This window comes from Tissierella sp. (assembly GCF_032104385.1).
Classification (GTDB): domain Bacteria; phylum Bacillota; class Clostridia; order Tissierellales; family Tissierellaceae; genus Tissierella.
Window position 1 is genome coordinate 12,422 of the sequence record NZ_DAMCHJ010000006.1, and the last position, 21,477, is coordinate 33,898.

Here is a 21,477-nt window from a genome sequence, read left to right on the forward strand (position 1 = left end):
GAGGAGTTTTTTATGGTAATGAAGGTTGGATTAAGTGGATTTGGTAGAATTGGTAGAGATGTATTAAGAGCTTATGCAGAAAATGGTGTAGATGAATTTGAAATAGTAGCATTAAATGCATCAGGTAATTTAGAAGATTTAGCTCATTTATTTAAATATGATACTATGTATGGAAAATTCAATGGCACAATAGAAGTAGCAGAAGATGGATTTGTTATAAATGGCAAAAAAATTAAGGTAGTGGCTCATAGGGACCCAGCTGAAATCCCTTGGAAAGAACTAGGTGCTGAGTTGGTAATTGACTCTACAGGAGCATTTAAAGATAGAGCAGGCTTATCTAAACATATTGAAGCAGGAGCTAAGAAAGTAATCATAACTGCACCTGCTAAGGATGAAGACATTACAATAGTATTAGGAGTAAATGAAGAAAAATATGATCCAGCTAATCATCATATTATTTCAAATGCTTCGTGTACAACTAACTGCTTAGCACCAGTGGCTAAGGTAATATTAGATAAGTTCGGTATTAAGAAAGGTTTAATGACTACAATCCATGCTTATACAAACGATCAACAAATTCTAGATAAAAGACATAAAGACCTTAGACGTGCAAGAACAGCAGGACAAAATATTGTTCCTACAACAACAGGAGCAGCAAAGGCTGTAGCATTAGTACTTCCAGAATTAAAAGGAAAGTTAAATGGTTTCTCAGTAAGAGTTCCAGTACCTACAGTTTCTATGGTAGACGTAGTATTTGAAGTAGAAAAACAAGCTACAGCAGAAGAGATTAATCAAGCATTAAAAGAAGCTAGCGAAGGTGAATTAAAAGGAATATTAGGTTACTCTGAAGAACCATTAGTATCCTCAGATTATATTGCAGATCCTCATTCATCAATAGTAGATGGATTGTCAACTATGGTTATTGACAATATGGTTAAAGTGGTTTCATGGTATGACAATGAGTGGGGATATTCTGAAAGAGTAGTAGATCTTGCAAAATTAGTAGCTAACAAATAAATTAAGATTATTTAAATAACTTCACTTTTTGGTGCCAGGCACCAAAAAGTGAAGTTATTATACAAATATTGGTGATGGGGGAGTTAGAATGCTAAATAAAAAATCATTAAAAGATTTAGATTTTGCAGGTAAAAAGGTACTGGTTAGATGTGACTTTAATGTACCTATGGATGAAGAGGGTAGAATTACAGATGATATAAGGATAAAATCGTCACTGCCAACTATAAATTATTTAGTTGAAAAAGGTGCAAAGGTAATACTTATGTCACATTTAGGCAGACCAAAGGGAGAACCAAATAAAAAACATACATTAGAACCAGTAGCAAAGAGACTAAGGGAATTGTTAAATAAAAAAGTTATATTTGCACAAGATGATTTTGTTGTATCTGATATGGTAAAAAAACAAGTAGATGCTATGAAAGATGGAGATATTCTACTACTTGAAAACACAAGATTTAGAAAAGAAGAAGAAAAGAATGAGGAAAATTTTGCAAAGGACTTAGCATCCTTAGGAGAGCTGTATGTAAATGATGCTTTTGGTACTTCTCATAGAGCACATGCATCTAATGTAGGTGTATCTACTTATCTACCATCTGCCGTAGGATTTTTAGTAGAGAAAGAGATATCTATTATGGGCAAGGCTTTAGAATCGCCTGAAAGACCTTTTATAGCCATATTAGGCGGTGCGAAGGTATCTGATAAAATAGGTGTAATAGAAAACCTTATAAATAAAGTAGATACCATAATAGTAGGTGGCGGTATGGCTTATACTTTCCTAAAGGCACAAGGATATGAAATAGGAAAATCCTTATTAGAAGAAGATAAGATTGATTTAGCAAAGGAACTATTACAAAAGGCAAAAGATAATAATGTGAGGTTATTATTACCAGTAGATGTAGTAGTTGCAAGAGAATTTAAAAATGATACGGAATTTAAGGCTGTTAAGATAGAGGATATACCAAATGATATGATGGGACTAGATATAGGCGAAGAATCTATAAAACTATTTTCAAATATAATTAAAGAAGCAAAAACTATAGTATGGAATGGACCTATGGGAGTATTTGAGATGGAAAACTTTGCAAAGGGAACATATGCCATTGCAAAGGCTATGGCAGAATCAGATGGTATAACTATAGTAGGTGGCGGGGATTCCGCTTCAGCAGTTGAAAAATCAGGTTATGCAGATAAAATGATTCATATTTCTACAGGTGGTGGAGCTTCCTTAGAACTACTAGAAGGAAAAATCCTGCCAGGAATTGAGTCAATATCAGAAAGATAAGGGGGATGGATATGCGAACTCCTATAATCGCAGGTAATTGGAAAATGAATAATACAATAAATGAAGGGTTACAATTAGTAGAGGAAATTAAATCTTGTAAATTAAGTGAAGATGTTGAAGCTGTAATTTGTGTACCTTTTATTTGTCTTTCAGAAATAAAAAAAGCTATAGAGAATACTAATATAAAGCTAGGTGCTCAAAACATGCATTGGGAAGAAAATGGAGCTTTTACAGGTGAAGTTTCTCCTAAGATGTTAAAGGACATAGGTATTGACTATGTAATAATTGGGCATTCTGAAAGGCGTCAATATTTTAATGAAACAGATATTACTGTAAATAAAAAAATAAAAGCTGCTATTTTTCATGATATTAAACCAATAGTTTGTGTAGGGGAAACTTTAGAAGAAAGAGAAGCAAATATTGAAAAAGATATAGTGAAAAACCAAGTTCTAAAAGCTTTTGAAGGAATAGAAGAAAAAGACCTGGATCATATAGTAATTGCCTATGAGCCAATTTGGGCTATAGGTACAGGTAAAACTGCTTCATCAGATGATGCTAATGATATGCTAGGATTCATACGAGAAACAATAGGAAATAAATATGGTGAAAAGAAAAATATAATTAGAATACAATATGGCGGTTCTGTAAAGCCAAGTAATATAAAGGAATTAATGGATAAATCTGAAATAGACGGTGCATTAGTAGGAGGAGCTAGTCTAAAGGCTCAAGATTTTGTTGATTTAATAAATTTTTAATTTGGAGGATTAATATGGTTAAAACACCAGTTATGCTAATAATATTAGATGGATTTGGTATAGGGAAGGAATATAACGGAAATGCTGTGAAATTAGCCAATACACCTAATTTAGATAGATTGTTTATAGAGTATCCAAATACTACATTAGAAGCATCTGGACTAGCAGTAGGTCTTCCAGAGGGACAAATGGGTAATTCTGAGGTTGGACATCTGAATATTGGCTCAGGACGTATAATATATCAGGACTTAACTAAGATATCTAAGTCTATAAAAGACGGTGATTTTTTTGAGAAAATGGAATTTTTAGATGCAGTAGAAAATGCTAAAAAGAATAATTCTAAAGTTCATTTAATGGGCTTAGTATCATCAGGTGGAGTCCATAGCCACAATACCCATCTCTATGCATTATTGGAATTAATGGAAAAACAAAATTTCCATAATGTATATATTCATGCTATATTAGATGGAAGGGATGTATCTCCAGCTGCTGGTAAGGAAGATGTAGAAGAATTAATGAGAAAAATAGATGAAATAGGTGTTGGAAAAATAGCAACAATTTCAGGCAGGTATTATGCTATGGATAGGGATAAGAGATGGGATAGAATAAAATTAGCCTACGATGTTTTTACTTTAGGGAAGGGAAATGAAAGTAATGACCCTGTACTAGCAATAGAAAAATCCTATAGTGAAAATATTACAGACGAGTTCATTGTTCCTACTGTTATAAAAGAAAATAATCAACCTGTGGCAACTGTTGATAACAATGATTCAATTATATTCTTTAATTTTAGACCAGATAGGGCTAGACAAATTACTAGGGCTTTTGTAGATGAAGATTTTGATGGATTTGAGAGAGAAAAAAAAGTAAATACTTTTTATGTAACTATGACAGAGTATGATAAAACTATAGAGAATGTAAAAGTGGCTTATAGTGATGAAGCTCCTAAAAATACTTTAGGAGAGTATATTAGCAATAAAGGATTATCACAACTTAGAATTGCTGAAACTGAAAAATATGCTCATGTAACATTTTTCTTCAATGGTGGTATAGAAGAGCCTTATGTTAATGAAGATAGGGCATTGATCCCATCTCCAAAGGTAGCCACCTATGATTTACAGCCAGAGATGAGTGCTGTAGAAGTAAAGAATGAAGTATTAAATAGATTAAAAATGAATAAATATGATTTAATTATATTAAATTTTGCAAATCCAGATATGGTAGGTCATACTGGAATAGTACCAGCCACAGTAAAGGCAATAGAAACTGTAGATAGTTGTTTAGGGGAAATAATAGATCTCCTAATAGAAAAGGGTGGTAAAGCTTTAATTACAGCAGACCATGGAAATGCAGAAATGTTAATAAATGAGGATGGTAGTCCTATAACATCTCATACAACTAATAGAGTACCATTGATATTAGTAGGGGAAAAGAATGCAAAATTACAAGAAGGAATATTAGCAGACTTAGCACCAACCATATTGGAACTTATGAGTTTAGAAAAACCAGAGGAAATGACTGGTCACAGTCTTATAAGACTATGATAATGGACAATAATTAAAATATTAGAAATGTAAAAGATAGATTTTAATTTTATTTAGGATGATAGTCATGTAGTCTGGAATATAAGGAATCATCTTTAATTATAAAGGAGGAGTCAATTTGAGTATAATAGTAGATATCTATGCAAGAGAAGTATTGGATTCAAGGGGCAATCCTACTGTAGAGGTAGAAGTATGGACAGAAGATGGTGCATTCGGTAGAGCATTAGTTCCGTCAGGAGCTAGCACAGGAGCCTTTGAAGCTGTAGAATTGAGAGATGGAGATAAGGAAAGATTTTTAGGTAAAGGTGTTATGAATGCAGTAAACAATGTTAACGATATAATAGCAGAAGAAGTAATAGGTATGGATGTGTTTGAACAAGGGGCAATAGATAAATTAATGATTAGATTAGATGGTACTTCTAATAAAGGCAAATTAGGTGCCAATGCAATCCTTGGAGTATCTTTAGCAGTAGCAAGGGCTGCAGCAGATGAACTAGGTATGCCTTTATACCAATATGTTGGTGGAGTTAATTCCAAAACATTACCAGTACCTATGATGAATATTCTAAATGGTGGAGAGCATGCTGATAACAATGTAGATATTCAAGAATTCATGGTAATGCCTATAGGGGCTAAGAATTTTAAAGAAGCTCTTAGAATGGGAGCAGAAATATTCCATAGTCTAAAATCAGTTCTTAAATCCAATGGATTGAATACAGCAGTAGGAGATGAAGGTGGATTTGCACCAAATTTATCTAGCAATGAAGAAGCATTAAAGACTATAGTAGAAGCTATAGAAAAAGCAGGATATAAACCAGGAGAAGAAATAATGCTAGCATTAGACGTAGCAGCATCAGAGATGTATGATGATGATAAAAAGGTTTATAATTTAGCAGGAGAAGGCAGAATTCTTACTGTAGAAGAAATGATAGACTATTATGAGGAATTAGTGAATAAATATCCTATTATATCCATTGAAGATGGTTTGGCAGAAGATGATTGGGATGGATGGAAACTATTAACAGATAGATTAGGCAAAAAAGTTCAATTAGTAGGTGACGATTTATTTGTTACAAATACTGAAAGATTAAATAAAGGTATAGAATTAGGAATTTCAAATTCAGTATTAGTAAAGTTAAATCAAATAGGTACCTTAACTGAAACTTTAGATACAATAGAAATGGCAAAAACCAATGGATATACAGCAGTTATATCCCATAGGTCAGGAGAAACTGAGGATACTACTATAGCAGATTTGGCAGTAGCAACAAATGCAGGACAAATAAAAACAGGAGCTCCTTCAAGAACTGATAGAGTAGCAAAATACAATCAATTACTTAGAATAGAAGATATGCTAGGTGAAGAAGCAGTTTATAAAGGAAAGAAGACATTTTATAATATAAAAAAATAGTATAGACATTAAAGGTTCCATAACATGTTATGGAGCCTTTAAACATATATGGATAAATTTGTATCAAAAGATATTGATTAAAGGAAAAATATGGTATATAATGAAATTAATTCTGAAAATTGAATATAAACTATTTAGGTTCTTTGTATAACAAGGATTAAAAGGGAATCGTGTGCAAATCACGAACGGTCCGGCCACTGTAAATGGAGAGCAATCTTTTAAAATGCCACTGGAAATATCTCTGGGAAGGTAAAAGAAAGCAATGACCCATAAGTCAGGAGAACTGCCTAAGTAATATTTTCATTAGCCTTCCAGGATTGAGGCGAGATGTATCGACTGTATATTGGCATATAATTATACTTATATAAAATGTCTTAACCTCTGGAGGTTAAGACATTTTTTTATTTATATAATCTATATAGTTAAGAATAGAGGGATAATATGAAACTAAAAATCAAAAATATTTTTCTCTTATTATTACTGTCCGTAGCAATCATTTCAGTTAGTTTTCAAATCGTTGGAATCGTCAAAGATTATTTTTCTAGTAATAAGGCATTTGCAAAATCAAATAGTTTGGATATTGAATATTGGATTGACCATAATTCAGAGGAAAATCTTGAAGAACAAGAAGCAGATTCTCTTTTAGCACAGTTAAGAAATCAAAAAAAACAAGATAAGGATTTATCTCAAAAGGATTCTGAAGATACAGAATCAGATATAGATACTAAAGAAAGAGAAGAATCTACATGGAAAAAATTACTAGAGTCCAAGGGGAAAGATAAAAGAGTTACCCAAAATCCCATTATAGAGGAAACAAAAAAAGATAACCATAATAGTCAGAAGGAACGTGAAAAAGAGGAGTTAATAAATGGGTTCCAAGAAGAGATAAATAAATCACGAGAAAATGCAAAAAAGAAATCTGAAGAAACAGAAAATAAAAAAGAAAAAGAAAATGAAGCTAATAAATCTGCTGAAGAAGAAAAAGTAAAAGCCATAGCAGAAGCTAAGAAAGCAAAGGAGAAAAAAGAAAGGGAAGAAAAAGAAAAGGATAAAAAGGATAATATAGTAACTATGCATATTCGATGTGATACAGCAGTTGCAAAGGGCATGGCAGATGATCCCAAATGGCAGGGGATAGTTCCCCCTAGTGGAGTCATATTATCAACTACTAAGTTTAAGATAAAGGAAGGAGATACGGTTTTAGATGTACTTATAGCGGCAAAAGATCAATACAAGTTTCATATGAAATATAAAGGTAGCGGAGCCTCTGCCTATATAGAAGGTATAAATAATCTTTATGAATTTGATGGGGGTCGTTGGAGTGGGTGGATGTATTGTGTAAATAATTGGTATCCGAATTATGGAGCAGGAGTATATACACTTAAAGGCGGAGATGTTATTGAGTGGAATTACACATGTGATTTAGGAAAAGATTTAGGGCAAGATTGGCTAGGAAATTGAGACTAGAGGGTGAAATTAATTGGGTGCATACATGGAATTAATAGATGTTCATAAGGAATTTATACTTGGGAATAACAAAATAAAAGCAGTAGATGGAGTAAGTTTATCAGTACATAAAGGTGAGAGATTAAGGATTTCAGGCAGATCTGGTTCTGGAAAATCTACACTTTTAAATTTAATGGCAGGACTTGAAAAAATCACTTTGGGAAAGATAATAATTGATGGGAGTCATTTAGAACAGTTAAATGAAAGAGATAGAATTAGGTATAGGAGAAAAAACATAGGATTTATATTTCAATCCTATAATCTTTTGCCACAATATACAGCATTGGAAAATGTTGCACTTCCTCTAATATTAAGGGGGATGGAACCAAAGGAAAGACTGGAAAAGGCAAGGGAAATTATGGAACGTGTAGGTATATATTCTCATGCAAAGCATAAGCCAAATGAAATGTCAGGGGGACAGCAGCAAAGAGTAGGAATTGCACGAGCATTAGTTACTAATCCTAATATAGTATTTGCAGATGAGCCTACAGGAAACTTAGATACAAGGACAAGTAAAGAAGTAATGGATTTGTTGATAAAATTTTTTATAAAAGAGGGAACAACTTTTATATTAGTATCACATGATGAAATAGCAGCAGAATATACTACAAGAACCATATATTTAGAGGATGGTAAACTAATTAATTCATAGGTAGATGAGGGGGAAAATAATTGAATCATAAAACAACTATGTTCTTAAGATTGACAATATCTCTAATAATCATATCATTCCTACTGATAGGAAGACTATCTGCCATTTATGCAACAGATACATCTAATACGCCAAATACAAATACAAAATCAAATATAGGACAAGATAAAATTGAAGTTAGTGATAAAAAGGCAATTGTATTGGCAGATACTGGGGCAAAAACAGTTAGTGGCAATCCAGGAGATAAAATACAAATAGAACTTCCATTAGCCATAAATAGAGAGTATATACCAAGTCTAAATTACATAATAAGAAATATAACTATAGAACCAGTAATACCAACAGAGAGATCAGAAATAGAGGATTGGCCCTTTGAAATTAAAAATGCAAGCTATATAAAACAAATAAAGGATATGACTTACAACAGCAGAGCAGATGTTTTTTATGATTTTGAAATTTCTAAAACAGCACAGAAAGGAACTTATCCAATACCATTTTTAATAAATGCAACAATATGGAGAAAAGATGATATAAATGGAACTCAAATAAAAGAGGATGTGGAATTTAAACTTATTACATATATAAAGGTAACTGATGATGGAAGCGAATCTAAAGTAACAAATCAGTTAGGAGCTTTGAGTATAGCTACTATTGATAAGGATGGTTCAATTATTCCAGCACCGGCAGGAGATGCAGGACAGAGGATAAAATTGAAACTTCCATTAATTAATAATGGAGGAACATTAACAGATATAAATATTACCCCTGTAATATCCAATTCACTGGAAGAATGGCCTTTTATAGTGGAGGTAATTAACTATGGTAAAAAGCTTCCTAATATGGCTCATGGAGATGTAGTAAGTCTAGAATATGAATTTAAGATATCAGAGGAGGCTTCATCAGGAGCAAAACCAATAAATTTTAGGGCAACATATAAAGAAAATGGAACACCAGAGGAAAGTCTTTTTTCTGCATATATTAATGTAGTTAAAGGAAAGCCAAAGGAGGATCCAAAGGAGTTGCCAGATTCTATTCCAAAATTAATGGTAATAGGGTATACTACGGAACCAGATATAATTTATTCAGGGGAATCCTTTGATTTAACTTTGGAATTTAAAAATGCTTCAAAGAATAAAAGTATAGAAAATTGTCTTATATCTCTAACTTTAATTCAGGATGAATTAATGCCAGATTCAGGGAAAAGTGACAGTGCTTATATTGATTATCTGGGAGCTGGAAAAGTGGCAAGACGAACATTTAATTTAAAAGCATTGCCAACAGCTACAAATCCAACATCAACAATTGTAGTAAATATGGATTATGAAACATCTAAAGTAAGTCCGGGTTCACAGGTTCAAGGCATAGTTTTAGAGATAAAACAAGAAGTAGATATATCTATAGAATCACCTACAATATATGGAAACGAAAATAGAATAAATGAACCAATAGCTGTTACTATTCCAATAGTCAATAAAGGGAAAAGCAAGGTGTATAATCTCCAAATAGATATTGAAGGAGAAGAAATATCAATGATAGAAAAATTCTATGGTGGAGATTTGCTGCCTGGAGCTAAAAGCAGTGCTGATTTTCAGATTTTATGTCATAAAGCAGGTAAAATAGAAGGAAATTTTATTATCACATATGATGATATAGATGGAGTAGAAAATATACAAGAATTGCCTTTTAACATAGATATCAAAGATGAAGATTATTTGGGGAACAAGGTCATTGAAGAAGAAATAAAACCAGAAAATGGACAGGCTAGTATTGTAGTAGTTAGTGGGGGAGTAGGATTATTGACAGCGATGGCAGGTGGAGCCTACTATTTTATGAAAAAGGGTAGGTGGTAATCCATGAGGATAGCAGATTTTTTCTATATGGGATTTATAAATCTATGGAGAAGAAAGGTAAGGACTATTTTAACTGCCTTAGCTATGACAGTAGGGGTAGCATGTATAGTTGTATTGATATCTGTAGGAATAGGATATGATAAAACCTACAAAGAATCTATAGAAAAAATGGGAAGTCTGACCAAGATAGATGTCATGCCTCCACGTGAATCTAAGGGAAAAGTAGCCTTATTAAATGAAAAAGCAGTACAGTCATTTAATAAATTAGATGGAGTGGAGGCGGCAACACCAGTATTACAAGTAGTACCTTATTTAAAAAGTGGCAAATATATAGCACCTATTAAATTATATGGAATAGATATGGATACTGCTTCTAGTTTTCAACTTATACCATTGGAGGGTGAACTTCCCTTAAAGGGTACAAGGGTGAGACCTGAAATAATGGTAACTGATGATGTGCAAGATTCCTTTGCAGACCCAGAAACTTGGGAAGTAATAGAGAATGAAAATATTAAAGAATTAGTAAATCCTATGAAATCCAATATCAGAATGGCATTTGATTATGATACATTAATGGGTCAATATGAAGAAGGTAAAGATGGCAGAGCTATTCCTACAGGAATAAATTATCAAGCAATAGTAACAGGGATATGCACCAATCAAAATCACAACTATACTACATCAGGTTTCATAGAATATAAAAGATTAGAGGAGATAATGAAAGATAATAAAGAATATCTTCCTTCACCACCAGATGATGATGAAAATGAATTATCTAAACTTCAAACATATCAAATGGTATGGGTGAAGGCAAAGGATACTGATTCAGCACAGGATGTAATAAATATAATTAGGGCAGCAGGATTTGAAACATATTCTCTAAACGACATGTTAGAGTCAGTAAAAAAACAATCAAGACAAATTCAAGGTATGCTTGCAGCAATAGGGGCAGTTGCCCTCTTAGTAGCAGGCATTGGTACAGCAAATACAATGATGATGGCAATAAATGAAAGAACTAAGGAAATAGGTATATTGAAAGTATTGGGAAGTGAATTGACTGATATATTGAAAATGTTTCTTGTGGAATCAGCAATTATTGGTGTAATAGGGGGGATAGCAGGTTTGTTAATGAGTTTTGGATTGAAAAATCTATTACCAGTGTTGCTTAGTGAAATGGAAGTACGCTCTATAATTCCTTTATGGCTGGCAGTAGGGGGAGTAGCCTTTGCAGGAATAGTTGCCGTACTTAGTGCATTAATTCCAGCTATAAAAGCAATGAGAATAAGTCCACAAGTAGCTATTAGGGCAGAATAAATATATATTTATTATATTTATATTTCATATTAAAGGGGATGGTTGCTATGGTAAATTGATATAGTCATTTGATTAAATATGACTATAAATAAGATTTAATCATGGTAGCTAATAGCTATTGTTAGGAGAAGTTATCCTAACGGCAAGAGAAAAGTAAATAGAATAGGCTATTTACTAAAAAAACAAATTCTAAAAGGGGGCAAAAATATGTTTAAGAGATTTGGGAAAAGCAGTAAGATTTTAAGTTTGATGTTAGCATTAATTATGGTATTTGGTTTGACAAGCACTGTACTTGCCACAGGGGAAGATCAAATAATTGTTGATACAAGTACACCAAGGGATTTTAGGATAACTGCAGATGGTGCAGATACTAGTTACAAGGCAGTGACTATAAAACATGCAGAAGGTTCAGAGTGGCCAGATGATACTAAATATACAGCTTATTTAAACTTTACTAATTCTTCAATAAATTTAGCTAATGTTAGTGTAAAGGTTAGATATGATTCAAAAACATATAGTCTAAAGGTTAATGATGCATTAGTAAATGGTTCAAATATAGAAAATGTAGATTTTAGTAAAGGGTATGTAAATTTTACATTAGTTAATATTTCAAATGGGAAAGAATATAAAAATTATCAAATTAATGCTGGTATAAAGGGAACAGATGTTAATTTAATGGTAATTTTCAATGTTAAAAATGCTACTAATTGGTTAAAAACTGCTTCAAAAGACCATAAAGATTATAAAAAGGTAGAAAATGCCTTAGAAGGATTTAGCAAGTCTCAAGCAATTACAATATCTGTAAAAGTAGGAGACACTGCAATGAATGCACTAATGAAAGCAGCTGACCAGTTAGATTTAGAGCTTGATGGTGCAAGTCAAGGATATATTCGAGAAATAAATAGAAGAGGTTATTCAGGATTAAGGGAATTTGATATGACAAGTCAATCAGGTTGGATGTATAAAATGAATGGAATAATGCCAAATGTTGGAGCTTCTCAGTATACAATCAGTAATAATGATGAATCAATGGAATGGGGATTTACATTAAATTGGGGACAAGACTTAGGTGGAGCACCTTGGTAAAATAAAGTATTAGAATAAGGGGAATGAAGATTCATTCCCCTTATATACAGTAAGAAGGGAGATAAGGAAGTATGAGGGGGAAAAATCAAAGGTTTTTTATTTTAATTTTAGTATTAATAACATTGTTTACTACAACTATACCTTCTTTTGCAGAATGGCAAGGTGTGATTCCAGATTGGTGGGTATATAGATTTAATACTATTCTTTCAAAGGAATATAATCAAGTTTCTGGGGGAATGATGTCCTATAATTTAACATATGGAACAAATGATAAACATTCAACTTTAGTTCCCATGAGATTGGCAAATAATCTTAACTATGTGGGAATAGAAGATTCATCTAAATTAAATGATTATAATTTGACCATAAAGAAAGTAGAAAGCAGAAGATATTGGACAGAAGGTATGGGCAATGTAAATGATTTTAAAGATCCGGGGGAATTAATACTTGATAATAAAAAACATGATTATTTCTTGCCTTATAAACATTTTTATAAATTTACATATGATAGTGGAAGAAAAATAGATAAAATACCTGTTTGGATGATGTTGATAATAGAAAGAAATTCTGAGGATAAAACTCCAAAGGAAGAGGTTCAGGATTTATGGGATGAGTTTATATCAGTCTATGAGGAGTTAGATGATTTTTCCAGAGAAATAAAGGAACAGGGACAGCCTAGAAAATCAGGGGATTATCATCCAATGCATGCTGGATTTATAGATAATATAAAAAGAGAGCTTAATGCCATAATAAATCCAGGATGGAATGCAGACCCTAGACTGGAATATGTATATGTTTGGATAGAAAAAATGTACAATCCAAAAACCATTGATCCAAATTTAAAAAGAGAACAAATAGAAGCTCTACTTGAAACATGTTATGAGGCTATGGAATATGTTAAGGCTCATAGGGTAAATGAAGCTGAAATATTAGAAGTAAAATATGAAAATTATACTGGAATTATAGATAAAAATAATAATAATGTAAAATTATATATTACAAGTGATACCGAAATTGATAAAGATAAATTAGAGATATTAACACCAGATTGGGTTAAAGCAAAGTTCAAATCAGGAGATTTTGAAATAGGTAAGTCAGTAGTTTATACAATTAAAGCGTTGGATGCACTTCATGAAAAATTTGAAGATGTAAAGGACTATGATGTAAAGCAGGATTGGACTATAGAATTCATAGAAGGGGAATCCGAGCAGCTAATAAATTCTGCAAGATATACCAGCCCAGATGGAAATAAGATAGAAGCTAGTATTTCAGATGATGAGATAAATCTTAATATTCCTTTTGAAGTTGATTTAATTTCATTTCCAATAGAAATATATCATACAGCAGAAAAACTATTTTACATAGATGAAAATAAAGAGGATATTGAATTCAAAGATGGAGATTTAATAGATGTATCTAAACCATTAGATATAAAATTAAAAACTGGAGATAAAGAAAAAACATACAAATTGAATGTAGTATCAAATAAGTCTGATGAAAATCAGATAACATCCTTTAAGATTAATGGTTCATTGGGAAAAATAGATCATGATAATGGGGAAATTATAGTAACAGTACCCTTTGAAACTGATATATCTAATTTAAAGCCAAATATTAAAACAAGTTATAAATCCACCGTTTTACCACGGTCAAATGAAGTTCAAGATTTTTCTAAGGGTTCTGTAATATATACAGTGAAATCAGAGTCTGGAAAGGAAAAAACATATAGAGTCAAGGTGGAAAAAGCAGGAGCTTCTCAAGAAAAAGAAATTTTGAGTTTCAAAATAGGGACAATAGAGGGTAAGATAAAGGATAATATAATAGAAATAGAACTACCTTCTAGTATAAAACTAGATAATATTAAGCCAACTATTGAGGTATCTAAGTTTGCAGAGATATCTCCTAAAAGTGGGGAAGAAGTTGACTTTTCATCTAAGAAATTTATATATACAGTTACTGCACAGGACGGGAGTAAAAAAGAATATATAGTAAATATACAACAAGAAGGTAGTGGAGGGGAAATAGAATTTCCAGATAAGGAATTTTATAAGAAATTAATAACCCTTAGAGATAATATTTACAAAAGATATAAAGAAGATGCATCAGATGACTGGGAATGGATGAACATAGGATTTTATGAAGGTAGAGATAATGGGAAAGATATCACAAATGGAGTTGTAGACAAGTATGAAGATATTCCTAAAAGGTTTGATATATATGGAAAGATTTCCAGCTTAAATCCCAATAAGCAAACAGACCCAGACAGATTTGTAATGACTTTAACTGCCATGGGGATCGATGCTACTGATCTTAAAAAACTTCAAAAAGATGGCAAACCATTTATGATTAAGGGAGAAGAAGTTACAGATTTAGTTGAAAGGATATATAATTTTCCTACACCTATTAAGGACACAACAGTAAATGATCAAATATTTGGTTTAATAGCACTGGATATGGGGAATTATTCAGTTCCAGCAGATACAAGGTATTCTAGAGAGTTTATGATTGAATATATTTTAAATCATAAATATGGAACAGATGGTTTTGGTATAGATATGGTAGGTATGTTAATGCAATCATTATACCCTTATAGGGATGATCCTGTTTATGGAATAAGAGTGAAGGAAAAACTAGATGAAGGATTAGATATAATACTTGGACATAAAGTAGTGGAAAAAGTGAATTCTATGAGAGATGATTTCCTTTTTGATGCTTGGGGTGCTGTGAATAATGAGTCTACAGCTCAAGTTATAATAGCACTTTGCTCCATGGGAATAGACCCTTATTCAGATTATAGATTTTCTAAAGGATCAAATAACAATATGATAGTTAATTGGATTAATAAATTTGCTACTAATGACTTAGATGGTTTTGGTCATGCAAATAAACAATATAATCCTATGGGTACCTATCAAGGAATGTATGCATTACAATGGTATATTAATTTTATAGAAAATGGTAAGAAACCCTATTCTCTATATAAAGATGGAGTACCATTTGAATTTGGTAAAGAGTTTAGTAAAGAGGCTAAAATAGATAAATTTGTACTTTTAGGAAAAGAGGCTATTATAAATCATGAAACAGGTAGTATAGTAATAGAGCTTTCCAATGAAGTATCAGATGAAGAGTTAAAAGAACAAGTTCCTATTATTAATATATCTAAAGGGGCAACTATATCTCCTGAAATAGGAGAAAAACAAGATTTTACTAAAGATATAGAATATATAGTAACTGCAGAAGATGGTAAAACAGTGAAAAAATATATGGTAAAAGTTCAAAGGAAAGAAGGAGTAGAAAGCAGCAAAAAGGATATTATAGATGGAAAAGTAGAGGGACTTTCAAATGCTAAGATTGAAATAGATAATCAAAATCAAAATATAAAAATAGAACTTCCAGCAGGTACTAATGAAAGTGAATTGAAAAATATCAGAATATATTTTAATCATCAAGGTGTAAATATATCTCCAGATGAAACTGAACCTCAGGATTTTACTAATGGTACAGTTGTATATACAGTAACAGCAGAAGATGGAACTACCAGAGAATATAAAGTTCAAGTTACTATTAAGGAGGAAGATTTATTTTGGTTTACTAAATTTGTATTAAGGGGAGTAAATGGAAATATAGATAAAAATAATAGAAAAATTCATTTAAAACTTCCCTTTGGGACTTATGTAGAAGAAATATATATAAATGAATCCAAATTTGAACCAAGTGACTCTAATACGTCAGTAAGACCGGGATTAGGACAGCCCCAGAATTATTCTTATGAACCTAATGAAGATAAAGAAAAACCTAAGGTGTCTATAGTTCCATATCCTTTACCATCAAGTGGAACAATAGATTATGAAGTTGATATAGAATATATATCCCCCACAGGAAATAGTAAAATTGAAGAATTTTCAGTACCAGGTGTAGAGACCAATATAAAGGGAAATACTATAGAGCTTAGATTACCAAAGGGTATAGATAAACATGATATTGAAGATTTAGTTCCTAAAATTAAGTGGACTGGAAAGACCATAGATCCAGAACCTAATAAAGAAAATAACTCCTTAAAAGGTTATTATAAGGATTATGTACTAACAGATGAAGAAGGAAATATAAATCTATACACTATAAAGATTGTGGAATCAGGTGGAGATTCCAATGGTGGCAATGATGGGGACACAGATAAAGAGAAGGAAGAAATGAAAATTGAATCATTTAAAATAAATGGCATAGAAGGAGAAATAGATAATGTAAATGGAAAGATATATATAGAACTTCCCTATGAACTTGATTTAAGGAATTTATCTCCGACTATAAAGACATCTAAGGGAAGCAATATATATCCTGCATCAGGACAGCCATTAAACCTTAGACGTTCTGCCAGATTTACATTAAACAATGGAAAAGATATCAAAGAGTATAAATTGATTATTACAATATCTGAGCCGAAGCCAGCTACAAAACTATGGGAGTATATAGATGACTATAATGATACAGAAGATTATCAAGTTGTATATTAAAGGGGGAAGTATTTTGAAAAAAAGAACATTGAATAAAATTCTAGGTTTTATACTATTGTTTATAAGTATATTAACTGTAGGCAATGATATGGCATTTTCTGAAGGTGCTCTTAATACGGATGGTGGAAATAATCATTCCATTGAAATGGAAGAAGGACAGAATCTTACAAAACCAATAGGATTAGCAGAAACATTTGAATTATTAGATGTTAGATTGTATGATATGTTTGAAGAAGAAGAGTGGCTTTTAGAATATAAGATTAAAGATAAAGTAATTGAAATGTTTTTGTTGGAAGACAACCTACGAAATATAGAAGAGAATCTTTTTTTTCTTGAAGAGGTTAAGTTAAAAATAAAAACTCAAGGTGTAAAGAATATAACATTAATAAATAAGAATGAGAAACATAATATAGATAAGACCATTACAAAATCCTATACAGAATGGGAAGAAGGGATATTATTTCCAGAATTTGGAGTCGAATATGGAGAAGTAGATATAGAAAATCCACCTATACTTATTTTTCACACTGAAATTGGAGAGGATATTTCATACAAATTGAATTTTAGAGAAGGAGAATTGCCATTTAAACTTGAGATATCCCTAACTGCAGGGAATCCCTATGATAAAACTGCAACAGGAGGAATTGTCAAATATGACGAAGACGGAGAAGAAAAATTTATTTCCTTTGGACATTATGAAATAGGGGATACAGTTACAATCAAAGCCATAGACGGAGAGAAAAGTGAATTTAAAAAATGGTGGTCAGGAAATTGGTATCAAAACCCTCCTGAAGGACATGATCCATCAAAATATATAATGCTTGAGGATTTTATAGGAGATATAACTAAGAATGAATTGACATTTACAATAAATGAAAAGTTTAAAAACTTAAAAGATGCTGGTGGTAAAGACCGATTATCTATAATTGCAAATTTTGATACATTTAGCAAAATATATATAAATACTAGTGAGCCTACAAATAATAAGTTAATCGCAACTGTAGATAGAGATGTGGTTCCAACTGGAGAACAATTTACAATAGAAGCAAAATCTGAAGATGAAAACTTGGTATTTGACAGGTGGGAAATGGATCCTATAATAACTGGATATCAGACTGACAATCCTAATGTGAATTTAGAGATGAATAAATTAACACTGAATATGCCAAATTTAGCAAATTCTTATGAACTTGAAAATAGCCATAGGTTAAATGTAACAGCCCATTTTAAGGAGAGAGATAAAGAACCAGAAATTGAAAAGATAGAGCCAATAAAAATAGAAATCAGTGAAGAACTACCAAATAAAATAAGTATTGTAACAACTAACAATGAAACTGTAGAAGTAGGTGTAAAACAATGGAGGACAGAAAATATAGATCTATCACAGCCAGGAAAATATACTGTAAAAGCCCTTATAGATTGGAATTCAAAAGAGAGAGAAGTAGAGGTAAATATAACAGTAGAAGATAAAACAGAAGAAAAACGAAAGTACACCATAAACTTCAATACCAATGGTGGAAATGCTATGCCATCTATAGAAGTAGAAGAAGGACAAAAACTTATAAAACCAACAGACCCAACCAAAGAAGGACATAAATTCATAGGCTGGTATGAAGATTCAAATTTAACTAAGGAGTTTAGCTTTGCTACACCAATTACTAAAGATATAACCCTATATGCAAAATGGGAAGAAGAACAATTACAAGAAATTCTAGAAATAAAATCTGTAGAATTAATAAAAGATGGGAAAATTATTTCCAAGGGAATTATAAAAGGTAAAACAATTACCCTAGAACTTCCAGAGGGCTTTGATGAATCTATTATTGGAGGTAAACATATTCTTAAAATAACTGGTACAGAAGGAACAAACATTTCTCAAGATAGAGGATACGATGGCTCTATAGAAGAATGGGCTACTGGTAAGGTAACCAATAGTATTATGCCAGGACAATCAGCAAAATTTACTATATATAAAGATGATAACTCAGTGGAATATATTATAGAAATAGTAGAATCTACAGTAAAAAAATATACAGTAACCTTCAACACTAATGGTGGCAACAATATATCATCAATAGAAGTAGAAGAAGGAGAGAAACTTATAAAACCAACAGACCCAATAAGAGAAGGATATAAATTTATATCTTGGTATGAAGATTTAAATTTAACTAAGGAATTCAACTTTAATATAGAGATAACCAAGGATTTAACTTTATACGCAAAATGGGAAGAAGAACCAACAAAAGAATATACAGTAAATTTCAATACCAATGGTGGAAGTATTATAAACTCAAAGAAAGTCAAAGAAGGAGAAAAGCTTTCTAGACCATCGGATCCTACTAAAGTAAATTATAGGTTTATGGGGTGGTATGAAGATTCAAATTTAACCAAGGTATTTAACTTTGATACACCTATTACCAAGGAAATAACTCTATATGTAAAATGGGAAAAGGTTGAAAAACCAGAACCAGAAAAACCAGCTGAAAAGAAGGATGCTAAAATCCTTAGCTTTAAATTATTAGGTATAGAGGGTTCAATTAATCATTCCACTGGGAAAATATATGTAGACCTTCCGTATAGGACAAGTTTAAAAGATTTAATACCTGTAATTATCTATTCGGAAGGGGCAACTATTTCTCCAGATATAGGAATGGCAAAGGATTTTGAACGTACAGTAAGATATACACTATCTGGTGAGAATTTTAATTCAAAGACTTATGAAGTAGATGTTTCTATGCCAAGGGAAAAGGAATATGAGGAGATAATCAATAGAGATTCAAATTGGTATAGAGATAGGCACAGGGATAGCCGAAGATCAAGAAGGGATGAAAAAGACTGGTATGAAATAACTCAAGAGATTAAGAAGGAAAGATTGAGAGAAGAAGAAAGAAAAACTAGAGCAGAAATTAGGAGAGATGCACTGGATGAGGTTAGTAAGATTACAGCTCAAAGTGAAAATATAAGGAGAGATTTATCTTTTACTCAATTCAGTGATTATATGGATATAAGATTAAATACAATTGGAATGAATGATTTATATAAAAATAAAATTAATATTCCAGCAGGCGTATTGAAAAATCTAAAAGAATTGGAATTCGATTATTTAAAATATAGTACAGGTCTATTGGGAATAAAAATATATCCATCTATGGATAGTCCCGATGGAGTATATATAAATATAAAGCCTGCACCAAATGAGCCATATAATAATGTTCAAGCCCAGTGGTCAAAGATTAAGGGGGCTGGAAGAATATTTGAAATTGAGACAAATTCAACAAAGGCTGGACTTTCTATAGAAATAAAATTGGAAAAACTTTTACCAGCAGAATATATAAGGGTTGTAAAATATAATTATATGAAGAGGCAATTTGAAGATTTAGCACCTGAAAAATGGTCAATAATAGATGGATATATTCATATGCAGCAAGTATCAGGGGGAATATATGGAGTTATTTATAAGAGATAATTGATTAAACAGTTTATAAAATAATTAAATAAAGAAGGGGTTGTCTATGTGTAAATATAAAAAGATAATTTCTATATTTATATTATTGATTTTGTCTCTTAATCTTATTGCTTGTAATGCAACTACAGTAGTAAAGAGAGATAATAGTATAGATAGAGTTATTAAAGAAACAGCAAAGATTATGCAAGAAACAGTACCTAATCCAATAGTATCTTCTCTAGGAGGAGATTGGACTGTAATGTCTTTAGCTAGGGCAGACTTAGATATTGATAGGGATTATTTTGAAAAATATTATAATAATGTTGTAGATACTCTCAAAGAAAACCAAGGTGTTTTACATGAAAGAAAATATACGGAATACTCTAGGGTTATCCTTGGATTAACTGCAATTGGAAAGGATCCAAGAAATGTGGCAGGATATAATTTGCTTGAAAAACTGGCAGATTATGAAAAGGTCATATTCCAAGGAATAAATGGACCTACCTTCGCTTTAATAGCCTTAGATTCTAAGAATTATGAAATTCCTATAGTGGAAGATGTGGAAGTTCAAGCTACTAGGGAGATGTATCTAAACAATATTTTAGAGAGACAATTACCAGACGGAGGATTTACCATAGCTGGTGATGATTCCCCAGCTGATGCGGATATGACAGGAATGGTATTGCAAGCTTTATCTAAATACCAAGATAGACCTGAGATAAAAGAGGCCATAGATAAAGCAATTGAATGCCTATCCAAACTTCAATTAGATGATGGTGGGTATAAAAGCTGGGGAGCTGCTAATTCTGAATCCGTTGTACAGGTTATCATGGCTTTAATAGAGTTAGGCATTGACCCAAATGATAGCAGATTTATAAAGAATGATAAAACTTTATTAAATAATTTGATGACTTTTTATGTAGATGGTGGTGGGTTTATGCATATAAGAGAAGGGGAAGAGGAGAATGGAGGAGCACAAGCAGGAGTTGTAGATCCAATGGCAACTGACCAAGGAATGTATGGAATAGTAGCATATAAACGATTCATAAATAATAAAAATAGTTTCTATAATATGACTGATGTTAATTAATACAGGAATATAGG

At 31.8% G+C, this 21,477-nt stretch carries 13 protein-coding genes and 1 riboswitch; all 13 genes read left to right on the forward strand.

The features are described from left to right. Positions 1–12 precede the first annotated feature (12 nt). The 13 genes from gap to RT714_RS07630 all read left to right on the forward strand — a co-directional run bounded on the left by gap (position 13) and on the right by RT714_RS07630 (position 21,463). On the forward strand, positions 13–1,017 hold the full coding sequence (gap, locus tag RT714_RS07570) for a type I glyceraldehyde-3-phosphate dehydrogenase (protein ID WP_313756972.1): 1,005 nt from the start codon (positions 13–15) through the stop codon (positions 1,015–1,017). Positions 1,018–1,105: 88 nt separating this feature from the next. Next, complete coding sequence (locus tag RT714_RS07575) at positions 1,106–2,299, forward strand: phosphoglycerate kinase (RefSeq protein WP_313756973.1); 1,194 nt, start codon at positions 1,106–1,108, stop codon at positions 2,297–2,299. An 11-nt stretch (positions 2,300–2,310) separates the two neighbouring features. Further along, complete coding sequence (gene tpiA / locus RT714_RS07580) at positions 2,311–3,054, forward strand: triose-phosphate isomerase (protein ID WP_313756974.1); 744 nt, start codon at positions 2,311–2,313, stop codon at positions 3,052–3,054. Between the two features lie 14 nt (positions 3,055–3,068). Then, the gene (gene gpmI / locus RT714_RS07585) at positions 3,069–4,598 is read left to right on the forward strand and encodes a 2,3-bisphosphoglycerate-independent phosphoglycerate mutase (RefSeq protein ID WP_313756975.1); all 1,530 of its coding nucleotides are present in this window, start codon (positions 3,069–3,071) and stop codon (positions 4,596–4,598) included. 118 nt (positions 4,599–4,716) lie between these two features. Beyond that, positions 4,717–6,009 carry a phosphopyruvate hydratase gene (gene eno / locus RT714_RS07590; RefSeq protein ID WP_313756976.1) on the forward strand — a complete coding sequence of 431 codons (1,293 nt, stop codon included), beginning with the start codon at positions 4,717–4,719 and terminating at the stop codon, positions 6,007–6,009. 119 nt (positions 6,010–6,128) lie between these two features. Continuing rightward, positions 6,129–6,315, forward strand: a riboswitch (cobalamin riboswitch). Positions 6,316–6,450: 135 nt separating this feature from the next. After that, positions 6,451–7,470 (forward strand): DUF4430 domain-containing protein, encoded by a 1,020-nt coding sequence (locus RT714_RS07595; RefSeq protein ID WP_313756977.1) that lies wholly within the window; start codon positions 6,451–6,453, stop codon positions 7,468–7,470. A gap of 19 nt (positions 7,471–7,489) precedes the next feature. Next, entirely contained in the window at positions 7,490–8,167 is a 678-nt protein-coding gene (locus tag RT714_RS07600; RefSeq protein WP_313756978.1) for an ABC transporter ATP-binding protein, read from the forward strand. A gap of 20 nt (positions 8,168–8,187) precedes the next feature. Beyond that, complete coding sequence (locus RT714_RS07605; protein ID WP_313756979.1) at positions 8,188–10,017, forward strand: hypothetical protein; 1,830 nt, start codon at positions 8,188–8,190, stop codon at positions 10,015–10,017. Between the two features lie 3 nt (positions 10,018–10,020). After that, positions 10,021–11,331 (forward strand): ABC transporter permease, encoded by a 1,311-nt coding sequence (locus tag RT714_RS07610; protein WP_313756980.1) that lies wholly within the window; start codon positions 10,021–10,023, stop codon positions 11,329–11,331. A 207-nt stretch (positions 11,332–11,538) separates the two neighbouring features. Further along, entirely contained in the window at positions 11,539–12,417 is an 879-nt protein-coding gene (locus RT714_RS07615; protein WP_313756981.1) for a DUF4430 domain-containing protein, read from the forward strand. Between the two features lie 71 nt (positions 12,418–12,488). Beyond that, the gene (locus RT714_RS07620) at positions 12,489–16,928 is read left to right on the forward strand and encodes a DUF5018 domain-containing protein (RefSeq protein ID WP_313756982.1); all 4,440 of its coding nucleotides are present in this window, start codon (positions 12,489–12,491) and stop codon (positions 16,926–16,928) included. A gap of 13 nt (positions 16,929–16,941) precedes the next feature. After that, complete coding sequence (locus RT714_RS07625) at positions 16,942–20,394, forward strand: InlB B-repeat-containing protein (protein ID WP_313756983.1); 3,453 nt, start codon at positions 16,942–16,944, stop codon at positions 20,392–20,394. A 46-nt stretch (positions 20,395–20,440) separates the two neighbouring features. Continuing rightward, entirely contained in the window at positions 20,441–21,463 is a 1,023-nt protein-coding gene (locus tag RT714_RS07630; RefSeq protein WP_313756984.1) for a prenyltransferase/squalene oxidase repeat-containing protein, read from the forward strand. Positions 21,464–21,477: the final 14 nt, after the last annotated feature.

Coding starts and splice junctions, on each gene's coding strand:
- RT714_RS07595 (WP_313756977.1), top strand. CDS start 6,451: ATGAAACTAAAAATCAAAAATATTTTTCTCTTATTATTACTGTCCGTA.
- RT714_RS07615 (WP_313756981.1), top strand. CDS start 11,539: ATGTTTAAGAGATTTGGGAAAAGCAGTAAGATTTTAAGTTTGATGTTA.
- RT714_RS07620 (WP_313756982.1), top strand. CDS start 12,489: ATGAGGGGGAAAAATCAAAGGTTTTTTATTTTAATTTTAGTATTAATA.
- gpmI (WP_313756975.1), top strand. CDS start 3,069: ATGGTTAAAACACCAGTTATGCTAATAATATTAGATGGATTTGGTATA.
- gap (WP_313756972.1), top strand. CDS start 13: ATGGTAATGAAGGTTGGATTAAGTGGATTTGGTAGAATTGGTAGAGAT.
- RT714_RS07575 (WP_313756973.1), top strand. CDS start 1,106: ATGCTAAATAAAAAATCATTAAAAGATTTAGATTTTGCAGGTAAAAAG.
- RT714_RS07630 (WP_313756984.1), top strand. CDS start 20,441: ATGTGTAAATATAAAAAGATAATTTCTATATTTATATTATTGATTTTG.
- tpiA (WP_313756974.1), top strand. CDS start 2,311: ATGCGAACTCCTATAATCGCAGGTAATTGGAAAATGAATAATACAATA.
- RT714_RS07610 (WP_313756980.1), top strand. CDS start 10,021: ATGAGGATAGCAGATTTTTTCTATATGGGATTTATAAATCTATGGAGA.